The organism is Sphingobium sp. PAMC28499, assembly GCF_004795815.1.
Lineage (GTDB): Bacteria > Pseudomonadota > Alphaproteobacteria > Sphingomonadales > Sphingomonadaceae > Sphingobium > Sphingobium yanoikuyae.
On sequence record NZ_CP039248.1, the window covers coordinates 784,422 to 798,313 of the forward strand.

Annotated in this window: 8 protein-coding genes; 4 read left to right on the forward strand and 4 right to left on the reverse strand. The window is 63.4% G+C overall.

Going from position 1 to position 13,892, the window contains the following annotated elements; genetic code table 11:
* Window positions 1–5: 5 nt before the first annotated feature.
* Window positions 6–1,487: a sulfotransferase gene (locus tag E5554_RS03795; protein WP_063976674.1), complete on the reverse strand. Its 1,482-nt coding sequence runs from the start codon at window positions 1,485–1,487 to the stop codon at window positions 6–8.
* Window positions 1,488–1,574: 87 nt separating this feature from the next.
* On the opposite strand from E5554_RS03795, the gene E5554_RS03800 reads away from it, so the two are divergent.
* Window positions 1,575–1,862, forward strand: coding sequence for a hypothetical protein (locus E5554_RS03800; protein WP_063976675.1), 288 nt, complete (start codon window positions 1,575–1,577; stop codon window positions 1,860–1,862).
* 398 nt (window positions 1,863–2,260) lie between these two features.
* Window positions 2,261–5,236: a TonB-dependent receptor gene (locus tag E5554_RS03805; RefSeq protein ID WP_063976676.1), complete on the forward strand. Its 2,976-nt coding sequence runs from the start codon at window positions 2,261–2,263 to the stop codon at window positions 5,234–5,236.
* Window positions 5,237–5,352: 116 nt separating this feature from the next.
* On the opposite strand, the gene E5554_RS03810 is transcribed toward E5554_RS03805, so the two are convergent.
* The 3 genes from E5554_RS03810 to E5554_RS03820 all read right to left on the reverse strand — a co-directional run bounded on the left by E5554_RS03810 (window position 5,353) and on the right by E5554_RS03820 (window position 10,423).
* Window positions 5,353–6,084 carry a 2OG-Fe(II) oxygenase family protein gene (locus tag E5554_RS03810; RefSeq protein WP_136185998.1) on the reverse strand — a complete coding sequence of 244 codons (732 nt, stop codon included), beginning with the start codon at window positions 6,082–6,084 and terminating at the stop codon, window positions 5,353–5,355.
* A complete protein-coding gene (gene clpB, locus E5554_RS03815; protein WP_136185999.1) occupies window positions 6,081–8,660 on the reverse strand; it encodes an ATP-dependent chaperone ClpB in 2,580 nt (859 codons plus the stop codon). Before clpB ends, E5554_RS03810 begins: the two co-directional genes overlap by 4 nt.
* A 95-nt stretch (window positions 8,661–8,755) precedes the next feature.
* A complete protein-coding gene (locus E5554_RS03820; protein ID WP_136186000.1) occupies window positions 8,756–10,423 on the reverse strand; it encodes a M28 family metallopeptidase in 1,668 nt (555 codons plus the stop codon).
* A 186-nt stretch (window positions 10,424–10,609) separates the two neighbouring features.
* Between E5554_RS03820 and E5554_RS03825 the strand changes: the two genes are divergently transcribed.
* Both E5554_RS03825 and E5554_RS03830 read left to right on the forward strand, forming a co-directional pair.
* Window positions 10,610–13,495, forward strand: a complete 2,886-nt coding sequence (locus E5554_RS03825) for a pitrilysin family protein (RefSeq protein WP_026109299.1) — start codon at window positions 10,610–10,612, stop codon at window positions 13,493–13,495.
* A gap of 23 nt (window positions 13,496–13,518) precedes the next feature.
* On the forward strand, window positions 13,519–13,821 hold the full coding sequence (locus E5554_RS03830) for a hypothetical protein (RefSeq protein ID WP_004209325.1): 303 nt from the start codon (window positions 13,519–13,521) through the stop codon (window positions 13,819–13,821).
* Window positions 13,822–13,892 lie beyond the last annotated feature (71 nt).

Below are 13,892 nucleotides of genomic sequence, written 5' to 3' on the forward strand. Positions count from 1 at the left end.
CTACGCTAGGCCTCGATCGCGTCTCCTAATGCGCGGCGGACGTCGTCCATCTGGCGGGCATAGTTGCGCCATCGACCAGAGGATCGGTCATTGAGCGGCTTGCGGACATGCCAGCTGCTCGCGGTCTTGACCGCTGCATTGTCATTGCTGGTGCGGGCGCAGTCCTCTTCCCAAGGCAGATCGAGCGCGCTCAGCACTGCGCGCATCACCATTTCGGGATCCTGGACAAGCGCGTCATAGTCGAGATCGATGATATCCTCGCCATAGAGCGAACGCCAATGCTGCATCAGGCGATCATAGCATCGAACATAATGGACAATGTCGTCCAGATCGAAGCCGTAGCTGATGCCGTCGGCAAAATAGAGGAAGTAGATGGACAGGATATTGTCCAGCAGGTTGCGTCGCGTATGAATGATCTTTGCATCGGGGAAGAGCTGCTTGATCAGGCCTATATGCAGAAAATTGTCCGGGCGCTTGTCGGTGATCAGTGACGCATCCGGGAATGCCGCGCCAATTTCATTGAGATACTGATTGCGCAGTTGCACAATCTGGCTCGATGACAAGGTTGCAGGCGAGGGCAGGCCGCCGGCGATCGCCGGAATGCTTTCATGTTCACCGCCCGCGGTGACGCGCGAATGACGCCCGATCAGTCTTTCCGCCAGCGTTGAACCGGATCGGAACAATCCGCAGATGAAGATCGGCGCGTTCCGATCTTCCACGTCTTCCATTTGCCGTGCGCCGGAATGTTCGGGCACATGCGCGATCAGCGCATCGACCATCCGGTCCATTGCAGCGCGGTCATAAGCCAGCGCGGGGTCGATCAACTGGCGCGCAAGCTGGTTGCCCTGCTGAAAATGCGCAAAGGCTTCGTCAAATTGCTGTGACGCGTCCAGCGCGAGCCCGCTCGCGAAGTGCAACTCTGCTCGGTCTTCGGCATGCAGACCGGATTGAGCCATCACATGGGTTAGGCGATTCAAGGCGTCGACGGCCTGATCATGATACAGGTCGATCGCGGTCAAACGCGCATGGGCGCGGCCGTTGACAGGATAGAGGTCCAGGATATGACGATAGGCCGCACGGGCTTCCTGCGCCTGTCCCCGATCCTCGTGGATGGTCGCGAGATTGAACCAGGCTGGCACAAAATGGCTATTGCATTTCAAAGCGCTTGCCAGGGCATCCACGGCGGCGTCCTGCCGGTGCAGATGTTCCGACAGGATCGCGGCCTGATTGAGATAGACGTCTTCTGGCTGCGGAATGCCGAGCGCCAGAGCCTGATCATAATGTTTCAGCGCGGCTTCAAACTGTCGGTCACAGCGGAGCAAATAGGCAAGATTGTACCAGTCGTCGGCCATCGGCGCGGGCCGAGCAGCAATCAGGTCCCGAAAGGCCTGGATAGCGGGACGGATCTGGCCGGCCATCATCAACTGCATGGCATTGCGCTGCAACGGAGCGGTAGGGGAGGCGCTATTTTGAAACCCGACGGTCATGTCAACCTTGTTGCTGAATGCTCATCCATTTACTGGGATATGGAAACAGGGCATATCATAAGGCGATTTGTTTAGGGAGGCTCAGTCATGAATCGGCTGCAATATGTTCTCGCGATGGGGAGTGTCTTGTTGCCGACGCCGTTGTTGGCACAGACGGCTGCAACGGGTTCGACCGGCGCCAAGCTGGATCGAAAAGATCCCAATTATGTCCGATGCGTAAGCCAGGTCGAAACCGGTTCCTTGGTGAAGAAGCGTCGTATCTGTCACACCAATGCCGAGTGGAGCCAGATTGACGCCGCCGGTAGCCGCGATGCGGAGGATATTCAGGGGCGCACGCGGCAGGGCTTCGATCCCAATGGCGCGGGCGGTGATTAAGGCCAGATGGGCGACTTCATAAGGCGCCCAAGTTCATTCCGCGCTCTCGCAGCGGCAAAGTGCGATCGGAATTTTGAGAAACAAAGCGCGCGTAATATAATTACGCGCTCTTTTCATTTGCCCTTTGATGCATGCACGAATTCGGCTTGAAAGGCCCCATGATTGCGGGGTTTCTGGCGAATTCCATCGGACGATTTCAGCAGAATATGATTTGGTTTCAATACCGTAATGGTGTTGCTGGAATGTTTCACATTTGTAAAAATCGTAACGTTTCGTAACGCAACCGGGTTTACAGCCGGTTCCATGGGGCGCACCCATGCCCCGCCTTGTGGTTCCGCAGGGTCGCACTGGTCACAGCAGGCAGACAAATCTGCCGCTCCAGATAAGGGACTGGAAATTTGAAGAACGCATCGATTGCCGCATTCTTGCGGGCCGGAGTCGCGCCCGTCATTCTCGCCACCGCGCTGTTCCAGGCGCCCCTCCATGCTCAGGATAATGCGCCCCAGGCCGATGACGGCGCGAACGACACGATCGTCGTGACCGGCTCGCTGCTGCGCCGCATCGACAAGGAAACCATTTCGCCGATCACCACCGTGTCGTCGGAAGATCTGGCGATCCGCGGCATCACCACGGTCCAGCAGGGTATCCAGAATCTGTCGGCCAATAACGGCCCGGCACTGACCAACGGCTTCTCGGCCAATGGCGCCTTTGCCGGTGGTGCCTCGGCGGTCTCGCTGCGCGGCCTGTCGACCTCCTCGACGCTGGTGCTGTTCGACGGCCTGCGCGCCGCTTATTATCCGCTGGCCGATGACGGCACGCGCAACTTCGTCGATCTCAACACCATCCCCGACGCCATCGTCGATCGGGTCGAAGTGGTGAAGGACGGCGCGTCCGCCACCTATGGCGCCGACGCGGTTGCCGGCGTGGTCAACATCATCACCAAGCGCGAAGTGAAGGGCCTGCACCTTCAGGCCGAAGCCGGTGTCGCCGAAAAGGGCTATGGCGCCAACCAGCGTCTGTCGGCCACCTATGGCTATGGCGACCTCGCCGAGCAGGGCTTCAATGCCTATGTCAGCGCCCATTATCTCAAGAGCGCTGCGGTCTATAACAAGGACCTGGGCTATCCCTATAACAGCGACGACCTGTCGGGCATCTGTCATGACGGCGTCTGCGGTCCCAACAACATGGCCAATGGCGTCGACCCCAGCATCGGCTTCACCGGCCTGTCGACCGCGACCAATGTCTTCATGGTCCGTCCGTTCGATGCCGCTACCGGCGCCGGTGCTGGCCGTTACGAGCTGCTGAACGCCGCTGCCGGCTGTGGCAGCCTCAACCCCTACACGCTGACCGACGCGGAATATGCGGCCAATGCAACTGCGCCGCATACCGTTTGCCAGCAGGACATCACCCACGACTACAGCCAGGTTCTGCCGGAACAGCAGCGCTGGGGCATTTCCGGCCGCTTCACCAAGATCGTCGGGGAGAGTGGCGAAGCCTATCTCGAACTCAACTATGAGAACAGCAAGTCCTCCTATACCGGCCTTGCCTCGATCATCCGCGCCAATGCGCCGGCCGGTATCGACTATTCGGCCTATTCGACCTCGACCGGCGCCGGCCTGCTGCGCCTGCCGGTCTATGTCTGCGCCCGCGGCACCGCCAGCTGCGACGCCAGCAACGGCACGCTGAACCCGAACAACCCCTATGCCGCCCAGGGCCAGGAAGCCGCCATCATCGGCCGCCTGCCGACCAGCACCGAATATAATGAATCGGTCAGCCAGGTCTTCCGCGCCGCTGCCGGAATCAAGGGCGATTTCGGCAACGACTGGCATTATCAGGTCGATGGCACCGCCATGGTCTCGAAGCTGAAGACCACGGCCAAGGGCTATGTCTATATCCAGCATCTGCTCGATGTGATCGCGGACGGTTCGTATAATTTCATGAACCCGTCGGCGACCTCGCAGGAGACGCTCGACTATCTGACCCCGACCCAGATCAACCACAGCAAGACCCAGCTTTATCAGGGCACGGCCAGCATTTTGAAGGACGTGTTCGACCTGCCGGGTGGTCCGCTGCAGGTCGCGGTCGGCATCGCCGCCCGCTATGAATCGCTCAACAATCCCAGCGGCAACCCCGACTATGATGGTCAGACGGAGCGCTATTTTCGCCTGAACGCCTTCGGCGCCAAGGGCCATCGCGATGTCGAATCCGCCTATTTCGAACTGGGCGCACCGATTGTCGAGCAGCTCGAACTGACGGCGGCGGGTCGCTACGACCATTATTCGACCGGCCAGGACAATTTCTCGCCCAAGTTCGGCGCGAAGTTCAAGCCGATCCGCGAACTGATGTTCCGTGGCACCTTCTCGAAGGGTTTCCGCATCCCCAGCTTCGCGGAAATGGGCGCCCTGCCGACCACCGGCTATGTCACCCAGTCGATCGGTTCGATGCCGCAGGAATTCATCGACCAGCATCTGAACGCGGCCGGCACCGGTCCCAACACCTATCTGACCAACTATTCGATCGGTCAGACGACGGTAGGAAACCCGAACCTGAAGGCGGAAAAGTCGCGTAACATCACGCTTGGTGCGACCTTCCAGCCGCTCAACAATGTGTCGTTCAGCGTCGACTATTATAATATCAAGAAGACCGGCGCGATCACCTCGGTGAACTTCTCGAACGCGATCGCCAACTATTACGCCACCGGGGAAACCTCCTATGATGGCGTGACGGTGATCCCGGACGAAGTCGATCAGGAACATACCGGTTCGCAGCGCCGTATCGCCTTCGTGCAGGGCAGCTTCATCAACGCCAACACGATCAAGACGTCGGGTATCGATTTCAACGCGATGGGCAAGTTCCGCCTGAGCGACAACATCACCTTCTCGACCTCGATCGATGCGACCTATGTCATCAAGCTGAACACCGAATATCCCGACGGGACGGTTGAACATTATGTCGACACGCTCGGCAACTTCAACCTGACGGCCGGTTCGGGCACGCAGCAGTGGCGTGGTAGCTGGCAGAATACGCTGGACTTCGGCAAGGCTTCGCTCAGCGCGACCGCCTATTACACCGATGGCTATGATTATTCGGCCGAGGATCAGGGTGGCGTTGCCGGCGACTGCAGCCTGGTGCCCACCAACTATGATGGTGAAGCCTATCAGGGTTGTCGCGTGAAGTCGTTCATCAGCGTCGACATGACGGGCACGATCAAGGTCAACGACCAGTTCGAGCTTTATGCCAACGTCATGAACGTCTTCAACAACAAGCCGCCGATCGATGCGACCACCTATGGCGCCTATCTCTACAACCCGGTGGTTGGCGAGTCGGCGATCCTGGGTCGCTCCTTCCGCATCGGCGCGAAGGCAAGCTTCTAAGCCAGATAATATAAAAGGGCGGCCCTCCCTTGCGGGGCCGCCCTCCTTTCAGGACCAACTGGCGCGCGGCGCGCCTGACTTAGCCGACACTGGGTCTCCGTGCGCCGTCGCCGTCTTCACCCCATCGCCGACCGGAACCAGCCGGTCACCGACGTCCGGGCCGCACCCGCCGAAGGCGCGACATAGCTGACGCTGTGCAATTGCGGCACGCGGAACAGATCGAGCCTGTTGAAGGCCGGAACCCGGCCGGAAAAGCCGCCATCGGCACCATGGAACATCAGCAAGCCGCCCCATTCGGTCCGCCATCCCTCGGTCAGGCCAAAGACATAGGCGGCATGCCGGTTCTTCTCCGCGACCCCATCATCATGGCCGGTCAGGAAATCGCCACTGACATAGCGGGTCGCCTGCCCGTCGGCGAAGCCGATCGCCTCGCTGCCGGTGATCGCCCGGACCAGCGCCAGCACTTCCGGCCCCGCCATGAAGCGGACGAACGCATCGAGCAGATGTGGCGACTGCCGACGCGCCTGCTCCTCGTCAGGCACGCGAATGCTGCCATAGCGGAACTGGAAGCCATGCCGGGCCGCTTCATGCACCGCCTGGTTCAGGGCGCCCCATTGCTGCGGCGTCATCGATTGCGCTGTCGGGCGATCGATCTCGAACAATTTCTCGTCCGAATTGAGGATGATCCGCCAATCCTCGCGTGCGTCCAGATGCGCGGCCAGCGCGCGGGCCGCCGCATCGGTCAGGAAGGGACCGATGCGGGCACGCCCGTCGCGCTGATAGTCGGATCGCAGCCGGTCGATGTCGATCCCATCGGCCAGCGCGAAATCCGCCTCCTTTGTCGTCATGCGACGCTGAGCTTCAGCGCGCCGTCGCCATCTTCCACCGTCACCGTCGATCCGTCCGGCACTTCGCCGCGCAGGATCAGGTCGGCCAGCGGATCCTGCAGGTAACGCTGCACCGCCCGCTTCAATGGTCGCGCGCCATAGACCGGATCATAGCCGACCCGGCCCAGCCAGGCGCGCGCACCGTCGGTCAGGTTGAGCGTCACCTTGCGGTCCTTCAGCAGCTTCTGCACCCGCGCCACCTGGATATCGACGATCGGCGCCATATGGCCGGCCCCCAGACGATGGAACAGGATGATCTCGTCCAGACGGTTGAGGAATTCGGGGCGGAAATGGCTGCGCACCATCTCCATCACCTGGTCCTCGACCTTCTCGACCGGCTCGTCGTCGGGCTGGGCGGCGATATATTGGCTGCCCAGGTTCGACGTCAGCACGATGATCGTGTTGGTGAAGTCGACGGTGCGGCCCTGGCCATCGGTCAGGCGGCCATCGTCCAGCACCTGCAGCAGCACATTGAACACGTCGCCATGCGCCTTCTCGACCTCGTCGAACAGCACGACCTGATAGGGCCGGCGCCGCACTGCTTCGGTCAGCACGCCGCCTTCCTCATAACCGACATAGCCCGGAGGCGCGCCGATCAGCCGGGCAACGCTGTGCTTCTCCATGAACTCGCTCATGTCGATGCGCACCATCGCGCTCTCGTCGTCGAACAGGAAACCGGCCAGCGCCTTGGTCAGCTCGGTCTTGCCGACGCCCGTGGGGCCAAGGAACAGGAAGCTGCCCAGCGGTCGGTTCGGATCCTGCAGACCCGCCCGGCTGCGGCGCACGGCGGTTGCGACCGCGCGCACGGCATCGGCCTGGCCGATCACCCGCTTGCCCAGTTCCGCTTCCATCGCCAGCAGCTTCTCGCGCTCGCCTTCCATCATCCGGTCGACGGGAATGCCGGTCCAGCGCGACACGACGCTGGCAATATCCTCGGCCGTCACTTCCTCGCGCAGCATCGCGCCCTTGGACGCGCCCTGGGCCTCGGCCAACTGCTTTTCCAGCTGCGGGATGGTGCCATATTGCAGCTCGCCGGCCTTGCCATAGTCGCCGCCGCGCTGCGCCTGTTCCAGCTGGAGCCGCGCCGCGTCGAGCTGCTCCTTCAGCTTGGCTTCGCTGGCGATCTTGTCCTTCTCCGCCTGCCAGCGCGTCGTCAGCTCGGCCGACTGCTGCTCCAGATTGGCGAGGTCGGTCTCCAGATTGGCCAGCCGGTCCTTCGACGCCTGGTCGCTTTCCTTCTTCAGCGCCTCGCGCTCGATCTGCAGCTGCATGATCCGGCGGTCGAGATTCTCGATCTCCTCGGGCTTGCTCTCCACCTCCATGCGGATGCGGCTCGCGGCCTCGTCCATCAGGTCGATCGCCTTGTCGGGCAGGAAACGGTCGGTGATATAGCGGTTGGACAGGGTCGCCGCCGCCACGATCGCGCCGTCGGCGATGCGCACGCCATGATGCGCCTCATATTTGTCCTTGATGCCGCGCAGGATCGAAATCGTGTCCTCGACCGTCGGCTCGCCGACGAACACCGGCTGGAACCGCCGCTGCAATGCCGGGTCCTTCTCGACATATTTGCGATACTCGTCGAGCGTTGTCGCGCCGATGCAGTGCAGCTCGCCGCGCGCCAGCGCCGGCTTCAGCAGATTGCCGGCATCCATCGCGCCCTCGGATTTGCCCGCGCCGATCAGCGTGTGCATCTCGTCGATGAACAGGATGATCTGGCCGTCCGCGCCCTTCACCTCGTCGAGCACGCCCTTGAGGCGCTCCTCGAACTCGCCGCGATATTTGGCGCCGGCGATCAGGCTGCCCATGTCGAGCGCCATCAAGGTGCGGTCCTTGAGCGTATCGGGCACGTCGCCATGGGCGATGCGCAGCGCCAGCCCTTCCGCGATCGCGGTCTTGCCGACGCCCGGCTCGCCGATCAGCACCGGGTTGTTCTTGGTGCGGCGCGCCAGGATCTGGATGGTGCGGCGAATTTCCTCGTCGCGGCCGATCACGGGGTCGAGCTTGCCCGCCTTGGCCGCATCGGTCAGGTCGCGCGCGAACTTCTTCAGCGCATCATAACGGTCTTCGGCGCCCGCCGTATCGGCGGTGCGGCCGCCGCGCAACTGGTTGATCGCGCCGTTCAGCGCCTCGGCGCGCACGCCGGCGGTCGCCAACGCCTTGCCCGCCGTCGTGGTGGTCGCCAGCGTCAGCGCCAGCAGCAGCCGTTCGACCGTGACGAAGCTGTCGCCCGCCTTCTGCGCCACCTGCTCGGCGGAATCGAGCACGCGCACGGCATCATTGTCGAGGCCCGGCGTCTGCTGCGCGCCGCTGCCCGATACCGCCGGCACCTTGGCCAGCGCGGCATCGGTCTCGCGCAGCGCGGTCGCGGCATCGCCGCCCGCCGCCTTGATCAGGCCGGACGCCATGCCCTGCTCATCTTCCAGCAGCGCCTTCAACAGATGTTCGGGGCTGATCCGCTGGTGGTTCATGCGGATCGCAACGGTCTGCGCCGACTGGAGGAAACCCTTGGCGCGGTCGGTGAATTTTTCGAGGTTCATTAGCATCCCCTTCAAGGCATTGCTGGCGATGTAATGTTGCAAAAATGACACACAAGGGGCGCGGGCAAAAAATCCGCGCCCCGTGCATATTTATCTTACTGCTTGGGCGCCTTGGCCGCCTCCGGTGCGAACAGATCGCCGAAGAAGTCCGCCTTGTACCATTGGGGCGGGGTGTCGCTATCGGTCATAACCCGTGCAATGCGATAATTTGCCTCGGCAAAGCGGGCGCCCGCGTCCCAGTCGATCTTCTGCGTCATGTCGTCACCGGGATGGTGATAGGCGCCGCTCAGAAATTCGCCCCAGGCCTTCTCGCCGCCATTGGCATAGCCGGTCGCCAGGAAGACCGCAGGCACGCCCTGCTTCACGAACATATAATGGTCCGACCGCACGAAGATGGTTTCCTGCGGCATCGGATCGGCGGCCAGTTTGATCCCCATCGGCGCAACCGCCTTGGCGACGATCGGCCCCAGCGTCGAATGGTCGGCGCCGAACGCGATCACGTCGGTGAAGGGATAGAGCAGCAGCGGCATGTCGAGGTCGACATTGCCGACGATCTGCTTGCCCGGCACGGTGGGATGGCGGGCATAATAGTCCGCGCCCAGCAGGCCCTTCTCCTCGCCGGTGGAGGCCAGGAAGACGATCGATCGGCGCGGCTTGTTGGGCGACTGGGCCATCGCGCGCGCCACTTCCAGCATGGTCGCGATACCGGCGCCATTGTCCAGCGCGCCATTGTTGATGCGGTCGGTGTCGGGCTTGTCGCCCGGCTTGGCGGGGCTGATGCCGATATGGTCGAGATGCGCCGACAGGACGACATATTCTTGCCTAAGCTTGGGGTCGCTGCCGGGCAGGATGGCGACGACATTGGGGCTGGTCACCCGCTCGCTGACGCTTTCGACCTGGATCTGGGCAGTCGACTTGAGCGCAAAGCCCTTGGGCTTGCCGCCGGCCTTGTCGGCTTGCTTGCGGATCGCGGCGATGCTGGTCGGTGCGCCGGCGAACACCGCCTGCGCCGCGGCATCGTCCAGGCTGGCGCCGACCCGGATGCCGGGGGCGGCGTCGAACGGCACGCCCTCGGGCGAGACCCAGGTGAAGTCGGGCTCATCGGCGAACTGGACCATGCGGTTCCAGGGGCGGGCCTTCATCGACTGGAGGGTGCCGATGGACAGCATGCCGATCGCGCCATGCGCCTCGGCGATCTTGCCCTTGGTGGCGGACAGATGCGCGCCTTCCTCGCTCGGCAGTCCCTTGGGATAGCCGCGCAGGGTGACGACGATCTTCCCCTTCACGTCCAGCCCGGCATAGTCGTTGAGGCCGAGCCGCGCATTCTCCAGGCCATAGCCCACGAACACCAGCGGCGCCGACACGTCCAGCTTGGGTTCGGCCGCGTTCATGCCGATCAGCACGTCGCCGGCATGGGTGAAGCTTTTGGCGCCGGCCGGACCGGTGACGGTCTGCGTGCCCGGCGTCTTGGCGCGCTCGGTCTTCTGGAAGCCGATGCGTTGCAGCCAGCTTCCATTGTCGCCGGCGGGCTTGAGGCCGAGGCCATCGAACTGGCTGGCGACATAGCGGGCAGCGATTTCATGGCCTTCGCTGCCGGTGTCGCGGCCCTTCAGCAGGTCGTCGGCCAGAAATTCGACATGGGCGCGCACCGCTGCGGCCGAAAAGGTCGGCGCATCGGCTGCGGCCGGCGTTGCTGTTTGAGCGGGCAGGGTGGCGGGCAGCACAAGGGCGGCGGTGGCGGCCAGCAGGGCCAGGCGTTTCATGGGATCGGGGACTTTCCGTCTCTATGGATGATGGCGTGCAGACTTGCCGCTGCGCCCCGTCGCTGTCCAGCCTCCGCTTGTCGATATCATGCGTATTGCGCCGCTATCACGCCCCGCTATGCTGCGCGCCATCGCGGCGGGGTCCGTCCCGGCCGTATCGACTGCCCTCCTGTCCTAGAGGTCTTCATGATCCTTACCCGCATGTCCCGCCGGCTTCCCCTGATGCTCGGCCTGTCCGCGCTTGCGTTCGCGCCGCTTGGCTCCGCCGCGCAGGCTGCCCCGGCCGCTGCCGCCGCCGCGCCCGCGCCGCTCTCCAGCCTCGTTTCGGCGGTGGACATCCCCTATCAGGAATTTCGCCTGGCGAACGGTCTGCGGGTCATCGTCCATACCGATCGCAAGGCGCCGATCGTCGCCGTCTCGGTCTGGTATCATGTCGGCTCGCGCTTCGAGCCTGCCGGCAAGACCGGCTTTGCCCATCTGTTCGAACATCTGATGTTCTATGGCTCGGAAAATGCCGACGGTCCCTTCTTCGGCCGTCTGGAAGATATCGGCGCCACCGACTGGAACGGCACGACCTGGTTCGACCGCACCAATTATTTCGAAACGGTGCCGACCGGCGCGCTCGATCGCGCACTGTTCCTGGAATCCGACCGCATGGGCCATCTGCTCGGCGCCGTGACCCAGACCAAGCTCGATGCCCAGCGCGGCGTCGTCCAGAATGAAAAGCGCATGGGCGAGAATGAGCCCTATGGCCTGGTCGAATATGCCCAGCTTGCCGGCATGCTGCCCGAAGGCCATCCCTATCGCCACTCGACCATCGGCTCGATGGCGGATCTGAACGCGGCCAGCCTGGCCGACGTCCAGAGCTGGTTCAAGACTCATTATGGCCCGAACAATGCCACGCTGGTGCTGGCCGGCGACATCGACGTGCCGACCGCCAGGGCGAAGGTCGAAAAATGGTTCGGCAACATCGCCGCCGGCCCGGCGCCGCAGGATGTCGATGCAACCGTGCCGACGCTCGACAAGGATGTGGAAAAGGTGATGCACGACAATGTCGCTGCCACCCGCCTTTACCGCAACTGGATCGTCCCCGGGGTCAATTCGCCCGACCTGCAGCAGCTTGACCTTGCCCTCTCGGTGTTCGGTGGCCTCGGCTCCTCGCGCCTCGACAATATTCTGGTGCGCGACGAGAAGGTGGCGGTCGCGGTCAAGGCCAGCATCCAGCCGTTCGAGAAGTTGTCGATGGTCGAAATCACCGTCGACGTGAAGCCGGGCCAGGATCCGGTCGCCGTGGGCAAGCGGCTCGATGCGCTGCTCGCCGACTATCTCGCCAAGGGGCCGAGCGCGGACGAGGTGCTGCGCGCCGCGACCCAGCAGCTCTCCGGCACGATCGGTGGTCTCGAAAAGGTCGGCGGCTTCTCCGGCAAGGCGGTGACCCTGGCCGAAGGCGCGGTCTATTCCAATGATCCCGGCAAATATAAGAAGGATCTTGCCATCTATGCCGCCGCGACGCCCGCCAGCGTCTCGGCCGCCGCGCGCAAATGGCTGGGCCGCCCGGTCTTCCGCCTGACCGTGTCGCCGGGCGAACGCTCGGCCGAGGATAATGCGCTCGCCGGCAATGCGCCGACGGGCAGCGCGACCATGCATCCCGCCCATTTCCGCGATCCCAATGGCCCGGCGCCCAAGGCCGGCACGCCGCCGCCGCCGACCAAGGTGGCCGAGCCGCCGATCGAGCCGGTCAAGGATCTGGTCTTCCCGCCGGTCGAACGCGCGAAGCTGTCCAACGGCATGTCCGTCGTCTTCTCGCGCCGCGCCACCGTGCCGGTGGTGAAGGTCTCGGTCGCCTTCGACGCGGGCAATGCCGCCGACAACCGGCAGAAGCTCGGCACCGCCGCGCTCACCACCGCCCTGCTCGACGAAGGCACCACCAGCCGCAACTCGGTGCAGATTTCCGAGGAGCAGGAACGGCTGGGCGCCGGCATCAGCGCGGCCAACAGCATGGATGCGACCAATGTCGGCCTCTATGCGCTCAAGCCCAATCTCGACGCCTCGCTCGGCCTGCTCGCCGACATCATCCGCAACCCCGCCTTCGATCCCAAGGAAGTGGAGCGGTTGCGCAGCCAGATGCTGACCCGCATCGCCGCGGAAAAGACCCAGCCCATGGCCATCGCCCAGCGCATGCTGCCGCCGATGCTCTATGGCCAGGCCCATCCCTATGGCATTCCCTTCACCGGTTCGGGCACCGAAAGCGGCGTCAAGGCGGTGACGCGCGCCGATCTGGTCGCCTTCCATGACACATGGATGCGCCCGGACAATGCGACCATCTTCGCCACCGGTGACACGACGCTCGCTGAACTGCTGCCGCTGCTCGAAAAGCGCTTCGGCGACTGGAAGGCGCCGGCCATCGCCAAGGGCGCCAAGCTGTTCCGCATGGACCGCATGATGCGCCCGTCGCGCATCGTCCTCATCGACAAGCCGCAAAGCCCGCAGTCGATGATCCTCGCCGGCCAGCTCACCAACAAGGCGGGCACCGACAATCCGGTCACGCTCATCACCGCGAACGAGGTGCTGGGCGGCAGCACCACCTCGCGCCTGACCATGGACCTGCGTGAGGCGAAGGGCTGGGCCTATGGCGCGGGCACCGGCATGCCCGGCGTCAAGGAAACCATTCCGCTGCTGGTCTATGCCCCGGTCCAGACCGACAAGACCGGCGAATCGATCATCGCCGCGCGCCAGGACATCAAGGATTTCCTGACCAGCAAGGGCACGACCCAGGCGGAGCGCGACCAGACCATCAACGGCCAGATCCTGTCGCTGCCCGGCAGCTTCGAAACCTCGTCCGACCTGCTCTCGGCGATGATGCGCAACAATCTCCTCGGCCGGCCCGACGACTATTATGCCACCCTGCCGGCGACCTATCGCGCCATCACTGCGGCGCAGATGGATCAGGCCGCGCGCGAGGCGATCAACCCCGATCGGCTGATCTGGGTCGTGGTCGGCGATGCGAAATTGGTGAAGCCCCAGCTTGACGCGGTCGGCCTGCCGGTGGAAATGGGCACATTGGCTGATTGACGCTAACGTAAAGGAGAAGTGAGATGGCTGCAGTGGATGGTGCCTATGATTGCGTGGCTAAGACCCCGCTGGGCGAACAGACCGGCGTGTTCACCGTGATCAGCACGGGAGACCGCTTCAACGGCACCTTTGCCGGCATGATGGGCTCGCTCGACGTCAAGGATGGCGTGGTCGCCGGCAACAAGCTGACCTGGAAGATGGAAATGACCATCCCCATGCCGATGACGCTGGAATGCGAAGCCGAAATCACCGGCGAAAGCCTGACCGGCACGATGCAGCTCGGCGCCTTTGGTGCCGCGCCCTTCACCGGCACGCGTCGCGCATAATCCCGATCGGCTGCGGCCCGGTTCATGCCGGGCCGCAGCCGACATTACCAAAAATTCATGGCCGACCCGTT

What these genes read in the sequence shown, in the direction of transcription:
- E5554_RS03795 (WP_063976674.1), bottom strand. Translation starts at nt 1,487, where the DNA reads ATGACCGTCGGGTTTCAAAATAGCGCCTCCCCTACCGCTCCGTTGCAG.
- E5554_RS03800 (WP_063976675.1), top strand. Translation starts at nt 1,575, where the DNA reads ATGAATCGGCTGCAATATGTTCTCGCGATGGGGAGTGTCTTGTTGCCG.
- E5554_RS03810 (WP_136185998.1), bottom strand. Translation starts at nt 6,084, where the DNA reads ATGACGACAAAGGAGGCGGATTTCGCGCTGGCCGATGGGATCGACATC.
- clpB (WP_136185999.1), bottom strand. Translation starts at nt 8,660, where the DNA reads ATGAACCTCGAAAAATTCACCGACCGCGCCAAGGGTTTCCTCCAGTCG.
- E5554_RS03820 (WP_136186000.1), bottom strand. Translation starts at nt 10,423, where the DNA reads ATGAAACGCCTGGCCCTGCTGGCCGCCACCGCCGCCCTTGTGCTGCCC.
- E5554_RS03825 (WP_026109299.1), top strand. Translation starts at nt 10,610, where the DNA reads ATGATCCTTACCCGCATGTCCCGCCGGCTTCCCCTGATGCTCGGCCTG.
- E5554_RS03830 (WP_004209325.1), top strand. Translation starts at nt 13,519, where the DNA reads ATGGCTGCAGTGGATGGTGCCTATGATTGCGTGGCTAAGACCCCGCTG.